This window comes from Nocardia sp. KT25-26 (assembly GCF_056627695.1).
This window is the reverse complement of the sequence record NZ_CM152813.1, coordinates 2990978-3006234: the sequence shown is the minus strand read 5'-3', so window position 1 is coordinate 3006234 and position 15257 is coordinate 2990978. Positions and strand designations below refer to the sequence as shown.

General features: G+C 66.9%; 19 protein-coding genes. 9 read left to right on the top strand and 10 right to left on the bottom strand.

All coding sequences use genetic code 11. From position 1 onward, the window contains the following. Nucleotides 1-9: 9 nt before the first annotated feature. Complete coding sequence (locus AC1HFH_RS13645) at nt 10-903, top strand: SDR family NAD(P)-dependent oxidoreductase (protein ID WP_480243140.1); 894 nt, start codon at nt 10-12, stop codon at nt 901-903. 415 nt (nt 904-1318) lie between these two features. Here the strand turns inward: AC1HFH_RS13645 and AC1HFH_RS13640 are convergent, their stop codons facing one another. Next, complete coding sequence (locus tag AC1HFH_RS13640; RefSeq protein ID WP_480243139.1) at nt 1319-2359, bottom strand: serine hydrolase domain-containing protein; 1041 nt, start codon at nt 2357-2359, stop codon at nt 1319-1321. A 284-nt stretch (nt 2360-2643) separates the two neighbouring features. Next, nucleotides 2644-2964 (bottom strand): hypothetical protein, encoded by a 321-nt coding sequence (locus tag AC1HFH_RS13635; protein WP_480243138.1) that lies wholly within the window; start codon nt 2962-2964, stop codon nt 2644-2646. 241 nt (nt 2965-3205) lie between these two features. Between AC1HFH_RS13635 and AC1HFH_RS13630 the strand changes: the two genes are divergently transcribed. Both AC1HFH_RS13630 and AC1HFH_RS13625 read left to right on the top strand, forming a co-directional pair. Then, nucleotides 3206-3658, top strand: coding sequence for a hypothetical protein (locus AC1HFH_RS13630; RefSeq protein ID WP_480243137.1), 453 nt, complete (start codon nt 3206-3208; stop codon nt 3656-3658). 210 nt (nt 3659-3868) lie between these two features. Then, complete coding sequence (locus tag AC1HFH_RS13625) at nt 3869-4069, top strand: hypothetical protein (RefSeq protein ID WP_480243136.1); 201 nt, start codon at nt 3869-3871, stop codon at nt 4067-4069. 230 nt (nt 4070-4299) lie between these two features. Here the strand turns inward: AC1HFH_RS13625 and AC1HFH_RS13620 are convergent, their stop codons facing one another. The 5 genes from AC1HFH_RS13620 to AC1HFH_RS13600 form a co-directional block, all read right to left on the bottom strand. Next, complete coding sequence (locus AC1HFH_RS13620) at nt 4300-4815, bottom strand: hypothetical protein (RefSeq protein WP_480243135.1); 516 nt, start codon at nt 4813-4815, stop codon at nt 4300-4302. Nucleotides 4816-5160: 345 nt separating this feature from the next. Continuing rightward, nucleotides 5161-5886, bottom strand: coding sequence for a DUF1361 domain-containing protein (locus tag AC1HFH_RS13615; protein ID WP_480243134.1), 726 nt, complete (start codon nt 5884-5886; stop codon nt 5161-5163). Nucleotides 5887-6000: 114 nt separating this feature from the next. Beyond that, nucleotides 6001-6675 (bottom strand): GntR family transcriptional regulator, encoded by a 675-nt coding sequence (locus AC1HFH_RS13610; RefSeq protein ID WP_480243133.1) that lies wholly within the window; start codon nt 6673-6675, stop codon nt 6001-6003. A gap of 3 nt (nt 6676-6678) precedes the next feature. Further along, nucleotides 6679-7248, bottom strand: coding sequence for an ATP-binding cassette domain-containing protein (locus AC1HFH_RS13605; RefSeq protein ID WP_480243132.1), 570 nt, complete (start codon nt 7246-7248; stop codon nt 6679-6681). Between the two features lie 8 nt (nt 7249-7256). Further along, the gene (locus tag AC1HFH_RS13600) at nt 7257-8066 is read right to left on the bottom strand and encodes a class I SAM-dependent methyltransferase (protein ID WP_480243131.1); all 810 of its coding nucleotides are present in this window, start codon (nt 8064-8066) and stop codon (nt 7257-7259) included. Nucleotides 8067-8170: 104 nt separating this feature from the next. Here AC1HFH_RS13600 and AC1HFH_RS13595 point away from each other — a divergent pair, with 104 nt between their 5' ends. The 3 genes from AC1HFH_RS13595 to AC1HFH_RS13585 are packed head-to-tail and all read left to right on the top strand — an operon-like array spanning nt 8171 to nt 10760. Continuing rightward, the gene (locus AC1HFH_RS13595) at nt 8171-9070 is read left to right on the top strand and encodes an ABC transporter substrate-binding protein (protein WP_480243130.1); all 900 of its coding nucleotides are present in this window, start codon (nt 8171-8173) and stop codon (nt 9068-9070) included. Then, entirely contained in the window at nt 9067-9825 is a 759-nt protein-coding gene (locus tag AC1HFH_RS13590; protein ID WP_480243129.1) for an ABC transporter permease, read from the top strand. The genes AC1HFH_RS13595 and AC1HFH_RS13590 overlap by 4 nt, the downstream gene beginning before the upstream one ends. Beyond that, entirely contained in the window at nt 9822-10760 is a 939-nt protein-coding gene (locus AC1HFH_RS13585; protein WP_480243128.1) for a saccharopine dehydrogenase, read from the top strand. Before AC1HFH_RS13590 ends, AC1HFH_RS13585 begins: the two co-directional genes overlap by 4 nt. On the opposite strand, the gene AC1HFH_RS13580 is transcribed toward AC1HFH_RS13585, so the two are convergent. Further along, nucleotides 10741-11511, bottom strand: a complete 771-nt coding sequence (locus AC1HFH_RS13580; RefSeq protein ID WP_480243127.1) for a HEAT repeat domain-containing protein — start codon at nt 11509-11511, stop codon at nt 10741-10743. The two genes, AC1HFH_RS13585 and AC1HFH_RS13580, sit on opposite strands and share 20 nt — an antisense overlap. Nucleotides 11512-11804: 293 nt before the next feature. Beyond that, nucleotides 11805-12707, bottom strand: a complete 903-nt coding sequence (locus tag AC1HFH_RS13575; RefSeq protein ID WP_480243126.1) for an MBL fold metallo-hydrolase — start codon at nt 12705-12707, stop codon at nt 11805-11807. A gap of 142 nt (nt 12708-12849) precedes the next feature. Here AC1HFH_RS13575 and AC1HFH_RS13570 point away from each other — a divergent pair, with 142 nt between their 5' ends. Then, nucleotides 12850-13713: a LysR family transcriptional regulator gene (locus AC1HFH_RS13570; protein ID WP_480243125.1), complete on the top strand. Its 864-nt coding sequence runs from the start codon at nt 12850-12852 to the stop codon at nt 13711-13713. 34 nt (nt 13714-13747) lie between these two features. On the opposite strand, the gene AC1HFH_RS13565 is transcribed toward AC1HFH_RS13570, so the two are convergent. Beyond that, the gene (locus AC1HFH_RS13565; RefSeq protein ID WP_480243124.1) at nt 13748-14056 is read right to left on the bottom strand and encodes a winged helix-turn-helix transcriptional regulator; all 309 of its coding nucleotides are present in this window, start codon (nt 14054-14056) and stop codon (nt 13748-13750) included. Between the two features lie 137 nt (nt 14057-14193). Here AC1HFH_RS13565 and AC1HFH_RS13560 point away from each other — a divergent pair, with 137 nt between their 5' ends. After that, nucleotides 14194-14778 (top strand): carboxymuconolactone decarboxylase family protein, encoded by a 585-nt coding sequence (locus tag AC1HFH_RS13560; protein ID WP_480243123.1) that lies wholly within the window; start codon nt 14194-14196, stop codon nt 14776-14778. 34 nt (nt 14779-14812) lie between these two features. Further along, complete coding sequence (locus AC1HFH_RS13555; protein ID WP_480243122.1) at nt 14813-15130, top strand: DUF1330 domain-containing protein; 318 nt, start codon at nt 14813-14815, stop codon at nt 15128-15130. Nucleotides 15131-15257: the final 127 nt, after the last annotated feature.

Below are 15257 nucleotides of genomic sequence, written 5' to 3'. Positions count from 1 at the left end.
GAGGACGAGATGGAGCGCAACAACACGGCAGTCGTGACCGGAGCTACCGGTGGAATCGGTGAAGCGATCACCCGCTCCCTCGCCGCCCGGGGATACACCGTGATCATGGTCGGCCGCGACCGCGCCCGGATGAGCGCAGCACAGGAACGGATCCGCGCCGCGGTACCCGGCGCCGGGCTCCGCGCCGAACTGTGCGACCTGTCGCTGATCACCGAGGTCCGCGCGCTCGCCGAGAATCTTCGTGACACGCCCCTCGACGTAGTCGTCAGCAATGCGGCGGTGATCACCGACGTCGACGACCACACCACCGAAGGCATCCAGCGCATGCTCGCAACCAACCACCTCGCCCCCTATCTCCTCCTCCGGACACTCGGCGAATCCCTCGTCACAGCCGGCCGATCCGCACGATTCGTCGTCGTCGGCGGCGACCCCGGCGGACTACGCCGAACACCGGTCGACCTGGACGACCTCGGCGCTGCTCGGCTCCGTGCACGCGGACTACCGCCGAGCTTCCGCCCGTTCCTGTCCTACGCCCGCACCAAGAACATGAACGCGATGTTCGTCTACAGCCTCGCGCGCCACCTGTCCGGCGCCGGAATCACCGTCAACGGCGCCCACCCCGGCATCGTCACCGACGGCACCCGGCTCGGCCTCGACGTCCAACGCGGACTTCTCCGCCTCTACACCCGCATCCTGCAACTGAACCCCCGACGCCCCGGCCCCGACGACGGCGCCGACACCCCGGTCTGGGTCGCCACCTCCCCCGAAACCACCGGCGTCACCGGAGAATTCTTCGTCCGACGTACCCCGGTCACCACCGCTGACCACACCACAGACATAGACCGGTGCAACCGTCTGTGGGACGAAAGCGCACGACTGACAGGGCAACCGGTGAACCGGTAGCCGCGCTGGGGTCGAACAACCTCGTGATTTCGGTGCTCTCCGGGTACCGACCGACCAAGGAATCACTTCACGCCGGTCAGCCATCTCGGAGTCGGGCACGAGGCGGAGCATCCGTCCGGTGGATTCAGGATGCCTCCACTTCACCACCGCGGCCGGCGTCGCACTGATGGGTTCGGGGCAGCGGCCGCGCAGTCCGATGCCACCGGCTCGGCTCGAGGGCCGGCTCGAACCCTCGACATTCTGGGCAACGACTCGGCAGACGTCGATCAGACGCCGTGCACCGGAACTGTCTACGACGGAATCACCTGCAACTGAGGACCGTACGAGCGGGCCGGATCGTTCCTGCGTCGCGTCCGTTGGAACGGCCCGATGACCGCTCCACACGCGTGGCGCTGGTCCGGCCCGGGTCTCGTGGTCAGTCGCTTTCGCAGAGTGCCTCGGAGACCGCGGAGCGGACGTCGTCCTGTTGTGCAGTGTCGCCGGGCTGGCGGTTCGTCATCACCGTGACGCGGCGCCCGTCGGTGGTGGCACCGGTCATGGTCAGAAAGCCGAAGATGCCGCCACCGTGGCCCCAGTAGGTCCCGCCGCACGGCAAGGGGGTACTCCACAACCCCAGTCCGTAGGCGTCACCGAATCGGTTGCCGGTGGGCGTGGTGTCCATCATCTCCCGGAGTTGCGCCGGGGGCAGCAGGTCGCCGTTCAGGAGAGCGCCCAAAAAGGTGTTCATATCCGCCGCGCTCGAAATCAGGCCACCGGAGGCACCGGCGATCGTGGGGTTGAATTCGGTGACGTCGACGAGTTCGGCCCCGTTCGGTGCGGCGTAGCCCCGGGGATGCGGGCGGCCGATGCTCGGGTCGTCCCCCGGGACCGAGGTGTCCCGGAGCTGCAGCGGGCCGATGATCCGCTCGGCGATCTCCACGCCATACGGGCGGCCGGTGACCTGCTCTATGAGCATTCCTGCCACGATGTAGTTGGTGTTGGAGTATTCCCACCCGGCCCCGGGGGCGAACTCCGGTGGCCGTTCGAGGCCGAGCTGCACCAGATCCTCCGGATCGTGGTGTGCGAGCGGGGCGGCCAAGAGGTGGTGTCTCGGGTCCAGAGAATCGACGTAGTCGGGCAGGCCGCTGGTGTGCTGGAGCAGCTGGCGGACCGTGATGTCGTGACCGTTGTCCGCGATCGCTCCGGGCAGATACTGCTCGACCGCCGTGTCCAACGCAACTTGCTGTTCGGCGGCCAGCTGGAGCACCACGGTGGCGACGAAGATCTTCGACATACTTCCGATGCGGAAACGGCTGTCCTCCGCGACCGGTGCGCGGGACTCGACATCGGAGACCCCACTGGTCAGTACTGTCGACCCGGTTGGCCCGGTGACCTCGAGTAGTGCCCCAGGCACCCCGTCTTCGGCGGTCAGGCGCTGCAGGATCGCCCGCGTGTCCTCGTACCGAGTCGAGGCCACACCGGCTCTCGAGTCCTCGGTCCCACATGCCGTCACCAGTACAGCCGTGGTAGCGCACATCGCGCCCAGCCATCGTGCGAACCCCGTCATGTCGCCCTCCATTCGATCGATGGGGCCGATGCTAGGAAGGCCGGGCCTGGCCGCGCCTCACCGACGAGAGCTACGTTCGATGGGGTCCCCTACGGGAGTACTACCAGCGGCCCGCGCCCTGGTGTTGCACATGCACTCGTAGCGCCGTGATGCGTCCCTCGGCGCGCTCCGCGGCCAGTCCAGGACAGGCGGAATCAGGGCACGGGCTGTTCGTCGACAGCCAACAGATGAGCGGTCACCGCATCGTCGCGGGCCTCGATTCGGATGCGGCACGGAAACACCGGCCGCACACCGGCTTCCGACCGCGCGTAGTGGTCGGCCAGGACTCGGGTCGCCCAATGCTTCAACGAGTCGGGCAGCCGCCGGCAGGTGCCGTCGGGTTCGCGAATGTATGCGAAGGATTCCTCCCCCGGCAGCGCCAACGGGTTCCACAGTGCCACGCGCTCGACGTCGAGAACCAGCCCCCGGTCTCCGGGCGGCACCGATATCGGTACTTCGAGGTCGATGGGATCCATGACTGCGCAGCGTATCCACGCCTGCACCGGCCAGGAACCGTCGTCGGGGCATTCTCGCCGATCTGTGCACGCTCAACACAGCACACAGCACTGAAGTCCCACAATTCGGACCGGGCGCTTCCGGAGGCGCGTGGACAGCCGGGCCGCCCGCGACGCGAATACGAAATCATTGCTGCCCGGATCCGCACCTCCCCACGCAGCGTACCGCTGCCGCGAGCCACGTCGGCGTAGGATCCCAGGCGTGATCGACCTGGTGGTGCCCATGCTTGCAGGTCTGGCGGCAACGACGGTGTTCGGATTCCTCTACGGACTGGCTTACCACCATCTGCTCGTTCCGCTGCACGAAGGGCTACGCGCCCACGGCGGCCCCAGATTCACCGGTCGACGCCCTGCCCGAGTCATCGCCCATACCTGCAAGGACGACCATGAACCGACCCTGTGCCGCTGCCCGCCTCGGCACCGGCGCACGGTGGTGGACTACCGAGGTGCCGACTTTCAGCCCCACCGCCAACCGGTTCCCGGCCGGTACCCGATCGGATCCGAAGTAAGTGTGCACGTGAGTTATTCGACCAACCGGGCCTACCCGATCACCTGGCCCACCGCCCGCCGCGCGGCGATCGTCGGAACACTCCTCGGTACCGGGTGCGGCCTTGCCATCATGGTCACGCTCGCGACCATGATGTGGTTGATCTGACCGGCTCATCGCCCGGTACGAGTTCGCGTGGTTCCGCTCCGTCAGTAGGTCGGCAAGCAGGTACGCCGCCGACAACGGCCAGCGTACGTTAACGCACACAGGCGACCAAAGCGATCGAAACAGAGAAGAAAGATCAACTCCAAACGGAAGGTACTCTACTCCACCATGATGCGTAAATCACTCGCTGCCCTAGCCGTAGGTTCTGTACTGGTGATCGCCCCCGCCACGGCATCGGCCGAACCCGTGGAACTCGAGGCTCCCACGCAGGTTCAGCCTATCGATGACCGGACCTACCCCACCGGCAGCGCGGCCATCGACAACACCTACCACGCCCTCTGGAACCTGTTGGTGACCAAACCGTTCGAAGCACTCTGCACCGGCAGCTTCCAGCACGAATGGCAGTGCCTCTGACCGTGCCGCGGCGGCCCCGCCACACGGGGCCGCACCTGCATCCCCGTGACCATTCGGGGCGTCCGGGCACCCGCTCGAATGCGGGCAGGACTGCGGGTACCAATCACGTCGCCGGTCCTCCAGGCCATCGCAACAGCCGGGGGAGAGCAGATGCTTGGGGCACACCCGACAACGCGGGTCAGCCGGTCCGACCCGGCACTGCGCAAAGATCACGTTCTACACCTGGAACGCTAGAATTCGTATGCGGCGTAGCAGACGGCGAGCTGAGCTCTGCATGCGTTCCGGATTTCCTCGGCAAGTTGCAGTTCGGGTCGACCCCAGCCCGCTCCCCACTTGTCTTCGATGTCGAAGATCCGACCGAGTGGGAGTGCGATGACACTGGCGGCGTAGCCGGAACAGCCGACGACCTCGCGCACCTTGTCCAGTACCCATCTCTCGGATGCTCGGTTGTCGGCGTACATTCGTGCGAGGCCGGCGAACGTCACCTGGGCCGCGGCTGCGTCCGAGTCCGGGATGGCTGCATTACATTCGGTCAGCGCCTCGGGTAGCAGGTCGTGGACCTCATGAGTATCCGTTCCGCTCAACCCAGCCAATGTCGTGAGCGCTTCACCGGCATAGCCCTGAACCAGCCAATGCGCTCCCCAGTGCGGGATCCGTTCGGCCGGGACAGTGTCGAGCACCACCCACGAGGCGACCAACTCCGGGGTCGGGATCTCACCGGCGTCACGTTCAGGCCAGTCATGCATGACAGCCATGATGCCTCACTTCCGATCCCAGGACGCGAGCTCGATTCCCGGATTTCAGCGTGCGCCCTACCCGCGTACCGAACTGCCTCGTGGCTCGGACTGGATGTTCCCCTGGCCAAGGCCACACAAGGCTGGGCCGGTTCCGACCGAGTGGAGTAGACATCCAGGGTGCCACGCATCTCGGCGGCCACGGCCGAGTCCGGGAAGTGCTCCCCAGCAGTCCGGCGAGCTGGCTCAGGCACATTCGCACCCAGGAGAAACCAAGGATGGTGCAGGACAGCGACGGCTCGAACGCCACACAACTCGCCCCGGACAGCCCGCTGTCGCATCCGACTGAGTGCTGAGTCAGTCCACCAGTTCGAGATCCGGCGTATCGATGATCGCTGCCAGCACGGGGAGAATGACGACACCGTAGATCAGCCACAGAAAGACTGTGTGGGTGGCGCAGAAGAGCACGAAGTTCCCGAGCACGGCCCGAGAGTCGAAGTGGTGCCGCAGCTTTGCCCACATCCGAGTGGGCGCCCGGACATCCCAACTGTTCAGACGCAGATAACGCCCGAAGTAGATACCCACCGACACCAGCAGGAGCACGGTCCCGGTCAGCAACCGCAGCGGCATATCCCATAGATCCTGATTCGATTCGCCGTAGATGGTGAGCGCGAAGGCGACGTGCACCGCGAAGACGCCGAGGACGGTATTGATCACACCGGACATTGCGAACGCCAGCACGGCGATGATGTCGTACCACAGCGGAACCTGCTCGTCGTCACGTCGATGGTTCAGGTTCAGCTCGGTGATCAGATAGCCCGAATTCGGCAGTGCCAGCAACCAGGCCCCGAATCCGAAGATCCCGACGATGATCGTGACGGTGCGGGTGGTTGTCGCCTCGGTGACACCGATGACCAGCAGCACCGCCAACAGCAGGATCAGAGGCAAGATCGAGAGGAAGAAATTCTTCACCATGGGCCGGTACACCGGTGTCCGATACACCCACGAACGCAGATAGATCAACAGGAACGCGTAGCCGTTCAGCGCAATGGTGTACAGCAGCAGCTGCCCTCCGGGAGACACAGTGGCAATGTAGCCGGACCGCAGGTGACGCCCGGCGGCACGACACGCCGGGTGAGCCGCGAACGATGAGCCCGGCCACCGTGCCCGAACGACACCGGCAGGTTCTGGCGGGCGTCACGCTTCCGGTCGGTTCGCTCCGGTATCGTCGCGCGCCACAACCGTCTCGACAAGTCGGCGCAGAAACGCCAGGTGCTCCTCGGCACACGCTTTCGCTGCAACAGGATCGCGGGCAGCGATCGCCTCGGCGCTGCTCCGGTGCTGTCCCCAGCCTTCGAAGTCGGCGGCAGCTCGCATCGCCGGGAAATGCAGCGCGCTACGGATGATCAGGGGCGTCAGCGAGCGCTGCAGCTCGGCGTGATGGGCCGCATCGACGATCGCCCGGATACCGCGGTGATGGAGTTGAGCTGCGTGCCCGTAGGCACCGGCCTGCTCAGCAGCCGCGCCACGCTCGAAGGCAGCCAGAATTTCGGCACGTTCGGCGTCGGTGGCGCGTTCCGCGGCGAGGGCATGCACCTCCGGTTCGAGTAGTTCGCGTACGTCGAGCAGCGCCGTCAGCTCGGGTGCCGCCGGGATCGGCGGCACCCGGAATCCACGATTCGGCACATAGTCGACCACGCCGAGTACTGCGAGTTCGCGCAGCGCCTCACGCACCGGCAGGCGAGACGCCGCCACCCCGTCGGCGATGTGCGCCGTGCTGAGCTTCGCGCCGCGTTTCAACCGGCCATCCAGTATCTGATCGACGATCTCCGCCACGATCCGCGGCACCGTCACCTCCGGCGTTCGTGCCATGTATCAGCCCCCCAGCCGAATCTCGTACGCCCCCAGGCAAGCCACGCGGTCCGGTTCGTGCGCAGCCACGAGTACCGCGCATCCGGCCGCCGCCCGCGCTCGAAGCGCGTTCTCGACGGCGTCCGCGCTGTCGGCGTCGAGGTGGGCGAACGGCTCGTCGGCAATGAGCAGTACGTCGGCGGCGAGCATGGCCCGGGCCAGCGAGACACGGTTGCGCTGGCCACCCGACAGCTCGGCGGGCAATGCGTCGTGGTCCCGGATTCCGAGCGCCGCCAACACCGCGGTGGCATCGGGGCTGGACTCCGACCTGCGGGCCGCCCGAAGGGGAAAGCGCACGTTGTCGCGTGCGCTCAGCCACGGCAATAGTCTCGGCGTCTGGAAGTGCACACCGATGCCGTGCGCCGGCCGAATCACCTCACCACCGTACCGTGGCCCGACGCCTGCCACGCAATCGAGAACAGTCGATTTCCCGGCCCCCGACGGTCCGACCAGCGCCGCGATCTCGCCGGCCGCAACCGTGAACCCGAGCGCCCGCTTCGCCGGTGTGCGGCCGGCGACGACGAAGTCGCGCACCTGCAGAATCATCCGGCGCGGCGCCCAGTCGCGAGCAGATACCGATCCGCTACCTCGACGTGTGCGCCGAGCGTCACGAGCTCCGCCTCGTCGAGGGCCGCCCGGCAGACCCCTTCGATATCCGAGCGAGACGCGACATCGCGGGCGCGCGCATACAGATCCCCGAGAACGGGAGCACGATCGCAGAAGATGTCGAGGGCGGCCGAGAAAGTGGCCGCCGCCGTATCCAGTGATTCGACGGTGACAACCGATTCCACCAGGCCGGCCTGTTCGAACGTCCGGCGAATCTCCGGCAGCCCTCGCCACGGCACCGGCAGGCCGGGAACGTCCGACGTTGCGTCGATGATCTTCGCCAGGGTGCGCCGCAGCACGGCGGATGCCGTCGGCTCGGCCCACGCAGTGACGCCGACCTGTCCGCCCGGGCGCACCAGTCGAACCATCCGCCCCACGGCCGCATCCGGGTCGGCGGCGAAGATGACACCGAAACTGCTGGCGGCCGCATCGGCAGCAGCAGTGGCGACCGAGGTGTCGCGTTCGTCTTCGACGCGGAATTCCACGTCGTCCAGCAATGCTGCACCGGATGCCCGTACCCGGGCTGCGGCGATCTGGCTGGGCGAGATATCGATTCCGATCGCCCGCCAACCGGCCCGGGCTGCCGCCAGGGTGAGATTGCCGTCGCCGCATCCGATGTCGACCAAGACAGGGCGGCCATCCGGCCCCGGCGTGGTCGTGAGCCTGTCCACCAAACGTTCGGCAGCAGCTCCCAGGTGCGCAGACATCGGCCGATACGCGGCGGCTTCGAAACGTGGCGCGTTCACGCCCCCTCCTTCGATCCTTTTTGTATACAGTTTAGATTAGGACATACTAACTTCCGAACCGGATCGCTGGGAGCACCATGAGAAAATCCGTCCGCCTGTTCGCGGTGGCACCGCTGATCGCCGCACTGTTCACCGGATGCGCCACTGCCGGCACCGACACCGGCGGGGTGCGCATCGCCGCCGCCCAGAGCGTCCCCCCGCTTCTCCCCGTAGCTGCCTTGACCAGCGCAGATCCGAGTCGCTACGAGGTGAGCCTCGGGACCGATCCCGACTTCCTCCGCGCCCAGCTCGCTTCGGGCTCGGCCGACGTTGCGGTCATGCCGACCGAGGCCGCCGGCGCCCTCTACAACGGTGGCCTCGACATCAGGCTGATCGGAGCGCTCGACCTGAGCCTGCTGCATGTCGTGGCACCGGCCGGTGCCACACTCGAAGATCTGGACACGATCCACATCGCGTTTCCCGGCGATACCGCTGATCAGATCGCGCAAACCGTCTTCGCAGCACGCGACCTGGACGTCGATATCACGTACCACCCGACGCTTCCGGAGATCCTCTCCCGGCTCGCGACCGGCGACATCGACGCGGCCGTAGTGCCGGAGCACTTCGCAACCCGCGCAACCGAAAGTTCGGCGGGGCGGCTGGACAGCATCGCTGATCTACGTGACGAGTGGATGGCGGTGACAAGTGCGGAGGCCCCGCAGATCGCCATCGTCGCGACGGCAGCATTCGCCGACGATTCCAGCGGCCGCCTGCACGACCTCAGGGCGACCCTGGCGGACGCCCTTGCCGCGGAAGAGATCCCGGCCGACACCAACACCCGGGTGGCACGACTCGCCGAAGTGGATCCGAGCTTCGCGACCGACGTCGCGGCGCGTCTGGGCGCGAGGTACCTCGACGGTGCGACAGCGCAAGGTTCGGTCGAGAACTATCTCCGCGCGCTCATCGAACGCAATCCAGATATCGCGGGTGGCACCCTTCCCGACGACGACTTCTACGTTCGGTGACCGCGGCTCGTCGTCGCGGCATCGGCGTTGCTGCTGCCGTCGGCTGCCTGCTCGCCTGCTGGCAGTGGACTTCGGCCGTCTTCCCCGAGGTGCTCGTCCCGTCGCCGATCCAGACGGGCGCCGCGCTGGCCGAACTTGCACAGACCGGCGAGCTCGTCGTCGCCGCGAGTTCGACGACGGCCCGAGCCGTCGCCGCAGCGGCCATCGCAATATTTCGCGGAACCGCGCTGGGCTGGTCGGCAAGCCGGTCGGCAATGCTGTCGGGAGCGGTTTCGGTACTGCGTGGCCTCGGAGCCGGTATCCCGCCCGTCGTGGCCGCCGTCGTCGCCATGCTCTGGTGGGGTGCGGACGGACGGGTCGCCATCGCCGTCGCAGTCCTGGTGCTCTTCCCCACCGTCGCCGCGGCAGCGGAGACCGCGTTCACCCACGCGTCCCGCGAACTACAGGACATGGGCCGCGCTTTCGGTCTGAGCCCATCGACCGTGTTCCGCCGGATCACCGCACCCCTCGTCGCCGCCGAGATCGGCTCTGCGAGCCGCGTGGTCACGGCCGGAGCACTGCGTGTCGTCCTGATGACCGAGGTCTTCGCGGTCGGGACCGGTGTCGGCGCGCGCCTCACCTATGCACGATCACTGTTACTCACCGCTGAAGTCTTCGCGTGGGCACTCCTCGCCGTCGGCTTCGCCCTCGCCGCCGACCATGTACTCGGTGCGCGCACTGCTCGCCGAGATTCGAAGAACAGGAGAAGAACATGAAGATCCTCGTACTCGGCGCCCGCGGCGCCGTCGGGCGCGCCACCGCGACCGCCTTGCAGGCAGCGGGGCACGATGTGACCCCGGCAGGCCGGACCGCCCCCACCGACGGCATCGCTGTCGACCTCGCCTCCGACACCGGATTCGACGCGCTGGGCGAGGCGGCACCCGACCACCGCATCGTTGTCAACGCCTCCGGCGTCGAGGATCCACGCATCGTGACACGACTGTCCGGAGCGATTCTGGTCGACCCGTCCGCCACCGCCGCATACCTCGCGCGGCTGTCGCAGGCAGCTCGGCTCGATGCCGAGCGGGTGGTAATCGGCGTCGGACTCGCTCCCGGGTTGAGCACGTTGCTCGTCGCCGCCGTCGCCGGTGCGGCGGGCGATGACGTCGACCTCGCGATCATGCTCGGCGGCGGTGAAGCACACGGCGCCGCCGCCGTCGAATGGACCGCCGGGCTCGCGGGCCACCAGATCTGGGAACCACCGGAGGACCACACCGTCGTCAACCTGCGGGAACGCCGCCGCCTGCCCACCGGGCGCCGCATCCGCACCTGCCTTCGCGCGGACTTCCCCGACAACCTCCTGATCGGACACTCACGCGACGTCGCCGTGCGCTCCTACCTCGCAACCGACGGCCCACTCACGACCGCTGCACTGGGACTCGTCGGCCGATTTCCCAGGCTCGCACCCCTGATCAGCCGTGCCCCCCACCTCGGCAGCGAACGCTGGTCACTCACCGCAATGAACCGCCGGACCGGCGAAACCCTGTCCGCGGCAGGCGTCGGCCAGTCACGCACCACCGGTGGGCTCACCGCACTCGCAGCCCTGGCCGCTGCCGACGCAACCGCCGCGCCGACGACAACGTCTGCCGACCTGCTGACGCTCGATCACATCGCGAAAGCCGACCTGGGTATCACTCTGACACGCTCGTGACATCACGCGCAGCCCGTCGACGACCGGTCAGCCGATCTCTCCCCGCGCACTCGACTGGAGGCAGCTTGGCCAGGGCCTGCCGTGCGAGTCTGCGGATGTCCGGGTTGGGGTCGTCGACCATCGGTTCGACGAGATGCCGGACGCCGGTGGCTTTCATCTGCACCAGTGCCCTGATCGCGGCCGCGCGGGCGACACCGTCGAGGCGTTGCACGGCGAGGTCGCGGGCCGCGGGCGTCTTGATCTTGCCGAGGTACTTCACGAGCGGGACCTGCTGGGTGTCGTCGGGCAGTTCGGCGAGCAGACCCGCGATCTGGGGGAAGTGTTTCGGTGTGGCGATCAAGCCGAGAGCGGTGCAGGCCCAGTCCTGTTGCCGTTTCGGCAGCGGCGGCCGGTGGCGGACCTGAGCGATGAGCAGATCGATCGCTTCCTGATTGCCGCGTGCGGCGGGATCGATGAGGTTGCGGATCAGGCCGGAACGGATCGCCGAGCGATGCTGAGTTTCCGGACCCGGTATGCGTTCTTCGAGGTGGGCGAGCCAATCGATGAAGATCGGGATACCGGCGGGGATGGTGCGTGGCCCGTTGGACAGGTCGGTCAGTGTGTAGCAGGGCACGCCGACCGCGGCGAGTTGTTCCATGATGCGGCGATCGAACCCGCGCTCACCGTGGACATAGCGGGCCGGCAGATCCGCCATCCAGGCGGTCCCACCATCGCGGCTGCCACGCGGCATGCGTACATACTCGATGTTCATCGTTGTTATCCAGTTCCATCCCGATCAACTGAACCGCGCCTTCCGAGCAGGTTCCGAACAGGTCGATCACCGACCGGAATCTCCTCGGCCCGTCGGGTGGACGACGTCGTGCACCCCACCCATGAGACCACCTGCCAGCAGGCCTGATCCGGTGAGGTCCGCGCCAACTCCAGATGGACCACCCTGGTCGGTGCCCCGGTATGCGTCTGACCTCGGTGGAATCCTCGGCGGCCCAGTCGGTGCCGACCTCATTCATCATGCTCCTTCTGGTTGTCCGCCGCCGCACCGATCGCTCATGCGACAGCGTGCGGGTGTTCGGCGCACAGGCAACCGACGCCGCGCTCGATCCACTCCCGCATCGTCCAGTCCGGATGCCGCTCGATCATCAGCGCGCGGACCTCCTCGATGATGGATTCCTCGCTCATGGCCGAGTCCCGGCGGCGCCAGGTCTCATCTCGCAGTTCACGCAGGTAGTCACGCACGTCGACGAGCAGTTGGGTATCGCCGATCTCGCCATGGCCCGGCACGACTACGCGTGGAGCCTCGGTGGCGAGTTTCTCCATCACGTCCATCCAGCGCAAGCCGGAGACGTCGGTGTCGTAGGGCGGAAACCACGGGAAGATCGCAAACTGGCCGGCCTCGGCGAGATCGCCGGTGAACAGCACGCCGGCGTCCGGGACGGCAACGACCTGGTCGCCCCTGCTGTGCGCGCGGCCGGTCGGGCGCAACTCCACGACCCGGCCGCCGAGATCCAGCTCGTACCTGCCATCGTAAACCTCATCCGGCGCAGTGAGCGTGACACCTTCGAGCTGGCGCGCCACTGGTTCTCCGAGCTGTTCGAACATCGCCAGGTAGCTCTCACCCTTCTGGGCACGGTCCTCGGCTTGCGCCTGGTTGACCAGATAGGTTGCCTCGCCGGCGAACACCTGCGCACCGAACGCGTGCTCCGGGTGGAAGTGCGTGGTAGTCAGGAAGATCCTGCGGCCCTTGGCTTGTTCAGCGGCGAAGGTCAGCACCTTCTCCGCATTGTGCGGGCCCATGCCGGTCTCCACGACCAGCACCGAGTGCGTCCCGCCGATCACACCGATATTGGGCACGAGGTCGACGCGACGGTTCGGAATCACGAGCAGGTCGTGGCCGATCTCCCGCACATTCCCGATCTCGACGACAGGATCCGGATTGGTGTCCTCAGGCATGGTCGACTCCAGTGTTGGGGGTGCCGCGGGTCCCTGAGGTCCGACGCGGCCGAACCGATCGATGTCAGTTCAGCAATGGATGATCACGGCTGTCCAAGATCCGTTGCGCAAGGGTGATACCGTGCGGGTATCGTCGGCGGTAATGGATCTGCGCCTGCTCCGCTACTTCGTAGCCGTCACCGAGGAACTCCACTTTCGGCGCGCAGCCGAACGCCTGCACATGAGCCAGCCACCATTGAGCCGTGCGATCAAGACGTTGGAAGCCGACCTCGGCACAGTTCTGCTGCGCCGCTCGGCGAGCGGTGTATCGCTGACCGCGGCGGGCGAGGCGCTGTACCGCGAGGCGCGCTCCCTGCTGGAGCAGGCAGATCAGATCCCGGCCAGAGTCGCGGCCGCAGCCGGGACCGTCACATTATCGGTCGGCACGCTCTCCGACAGCGCCGAACAGGCCGGACCCCGCCTGGTGGCCGCCTTCCGCGAGCGCCACCCGGTTGTCCGCGTCCGCGTGCGTGAGACAGACCTCGGTGACCCCACCGCCGGGTTACGTGCAGGACGGGTCGACGTCGTGCTCACGCGAATGCCGTTCGAGGACGCAGGAATCAGTACCCATGTGCTGCGCGAGGATCCGATCGGTGTGGTCTTACGTGCCGACGATCCACTGGCCCGGTGCGGCATTCTGCGCGTGCGCGATCTCGACGATCGTCCGTGGTTCCGGCTTCCCGAGGGCACCGACCCCGTCTGGCGAGCATTCTGGAACGCCACACCGCGTGGAACACGGGACCGCGACGGCCCGGAGGTGCGCACCATCCAGGAGTGTCTGCAAGCTGTGTTGTGGAACGGCACGATCGGACTGTCTCCGCTCGGCCACCCGATGCCCGAGGGATTGGTCGCCGTCCCGCTCGCCGATATGCCGCCCAGCCCGCTGGTCGTCGCCTGGAACAGCACGAACACCGACCCGCTGATCCACTCGTTCATACGCGTCGCCGCCGCAATATTTGGGCCATGACCGTACCACCGGCTCGGTAGGTTCGTCCCTACTCTCAGGGGTCTACCCCGCGACCTTCTGCCTCTGCGGAGTTGCGCTCTTGTGCCTGCGCCCAGGTGGTCGCCCATTCGTCGAGCGGCCGGAGGGCGCGAATGAGTGCTGCCCCCAGCTGAGTGAGTTCGTAGCCATCGGCGGAGGAGGCGATGATGCCGCTCGCGGCGAGTTCGCGAAGTCGCTGATAGAGGACACTGGAGGAGAGACCTGCGCAGCGTGTCAGCAGCGTGCGCGCACCGAGCGGGCCCGCACGCAGTTCCCACAGAATTCGCAACGCCCACCGACGGCCGAAGAGGTCCAGCGCGGCCATGATCGGACGGCCGGTGCTCGATCCACGAACCGGTGCTCCGGGGCGCGGTACAGGCATGACCCTCCTTGTGTTTCGTTTTTAGAAACACTAGCATCCGTTCGTGTTTCTGATTTCGAAACACCTCGAGGGGAGCACCGATGTCGCGAATAGACCTGCTGGAACCGCCGTACACCGACCAGGCCGGCGCGCTACTCGCGCGCATGATGCCCGGCGACACGCCGCCGATCGGGCTGTTCCGGCTCTTCGCCAGAAACCTCCCGATGGCCGGTGCGATGCACGAGTGGGGGCGCTATGAGCTGGGCCGAGAACTGACCCTGACCATGCGGGAGCGCGAGATCGTCATCGACCGGACCTGCGTGCTGTGCGGCTGCGAGTACGAATGGGGCGTGCACATGATGATGTTCGCGGAACGCGTCGGGCTCACCCGCGAACAGTCGGCGTCCCTGGTGCACGGCGGCCCCGCGGACCGGTGCTGGGGCTCCGACCGGGACCGGCTGTTACTCCGCGCTGTCGACACACTGCACGAGCGTTCCGACATCGATGACGCGCTGTGGGCACGGCTCGCGTCGGTCTTCGACGAACTCGAACTGCTCGACATGCTACTTCTGTGCGGGTGGTATCACGCCATCAGCTTCGCCGCACGCGCTGCCCGCGTGCCGCACGAGCCCGGCGCGCCTCGCTTCGCCGACTTCCTCCCGAGCCCGACCGAAACCAACCCGTAAGCCATATCTACCGATCCCGACACCGGAGGTTTCCATGACCAAGGGCTACTGGGTCAGCGTCTACCCCGCCATCGAGGCCCCCGAGCGGCTCGATGCCTACAACGAACTGGCCGGTCTGGCCGTCGCGGCCGCGGGCGGGCGAGTGCTCGCCGGCATCGGCAACCGGGTCGACGCACACGAAGCCGGTATCGCCGCCCGCGTCGTCCTGGTCGAGTTCGACAGCTTCGAACAGGCGGTCGCCGCACGCGCGAGCGCGGCCTACCAGAAGGCACTGGCCGAACTCCCCCGTGGCTTCGAGCGCGACTTCCGCATTGTCGAAGGCATCGACCGACCAGGGGCCGGAGAGTCATAGCGTCTCGGTGAAAACCGTGGAATCGTGGGCGGACTTTCGCTTCATCTGTTGAGGGAGGATGGAGTCTGCGAGTAGGCAATGACTGTCTCACATCGACGAGTCCGTGCACAGCCAACCGCGAAAGCCT

Excerpts from the sequence above, each read along its gene's own strand:
- AC1HFH_RS13645 (WP_480243140.1), top strand. The coding sequence starts at position 10 with ATGGAGCGCAACAACACGGCAGTCGTGACCGGAGCTACCGGTGGAATC.
- AC1HFH_RS13635 (WP_480243138.1), bottom strand. The coding sequence starts at position 2,964 with ATGGATCCCATCGACCTCGAAGTACCGATATCGGTGCCGCCCGGAGAC.
- AC1HFH_RS13620 (WP_480243135.1), bottom strand. The coding sequence starts at position 4,815 with ATGCATGACTGGCCTGAACGTGACGCCGGTGAGATCCCGACCCCGGAG.
- AC1HFH_RS13610 (WP_480243133.1), bottom strand. The coding sequence starts at position 6,675 with ATGGCACGAACGCCGGAGGTGACGGTGCCGCGGATCGTGGCGGAGATC.
- AC1HFH_RS13585 (WP_480243128.1), top strand. The coding sequence starts at position 9,822 with ATGAAGATCCTCGTACTCGGCGCCCGCGGCGCCGTCGGGCGCGCCACC.
- AC1HFH_RS13580 (WP_480243127.1), bottom strand. The coding sequence starts at position 11,511 with ATGAACATCGAGTATGTACGCATGCCGCGTGGCAGCCGCGATGGTGGG.
- AC1HFH_RS13575 (WP_480243126.1), bottom strand. The coding sequence starts at position 12,707 with ATGCCTGAGGACACCAATCCGGATCCTGTCGTCGAGATCGGGAATGTG.
- AC1HFH_RS13570 (WP_480243125.1), top strand. The coding sequence starts at position 12,850 with ATGGATCTGCGCCTGCTCCGCTACTTCGTAGCCGTCACCGAGGAACTC.
- AC1HFH_RS13565 (WP_480243124.1), bottom strand. The coding sequence starts at position 14,056 with ATGGCCGCGCTGGACCTCTTCGGCCGTCGGTGGGCGTTGCGAATTCTG.
- AC1HFH_RS13560 (WP_480243123.1), top strand. The coding sequence starts at position 14,194 with ATGTCGCGAATAGACCTGCTGGAACCGCCGTACACCGACCAGGCCGGC.
- AC1HFH_RS13555 (WP_480243122.1), top strand. The coding sequence starts at position 14,813 with ATGACCAAGGGCTACTGGGTCAGCGTCTACCCCGCCATCGAGGCCCCC.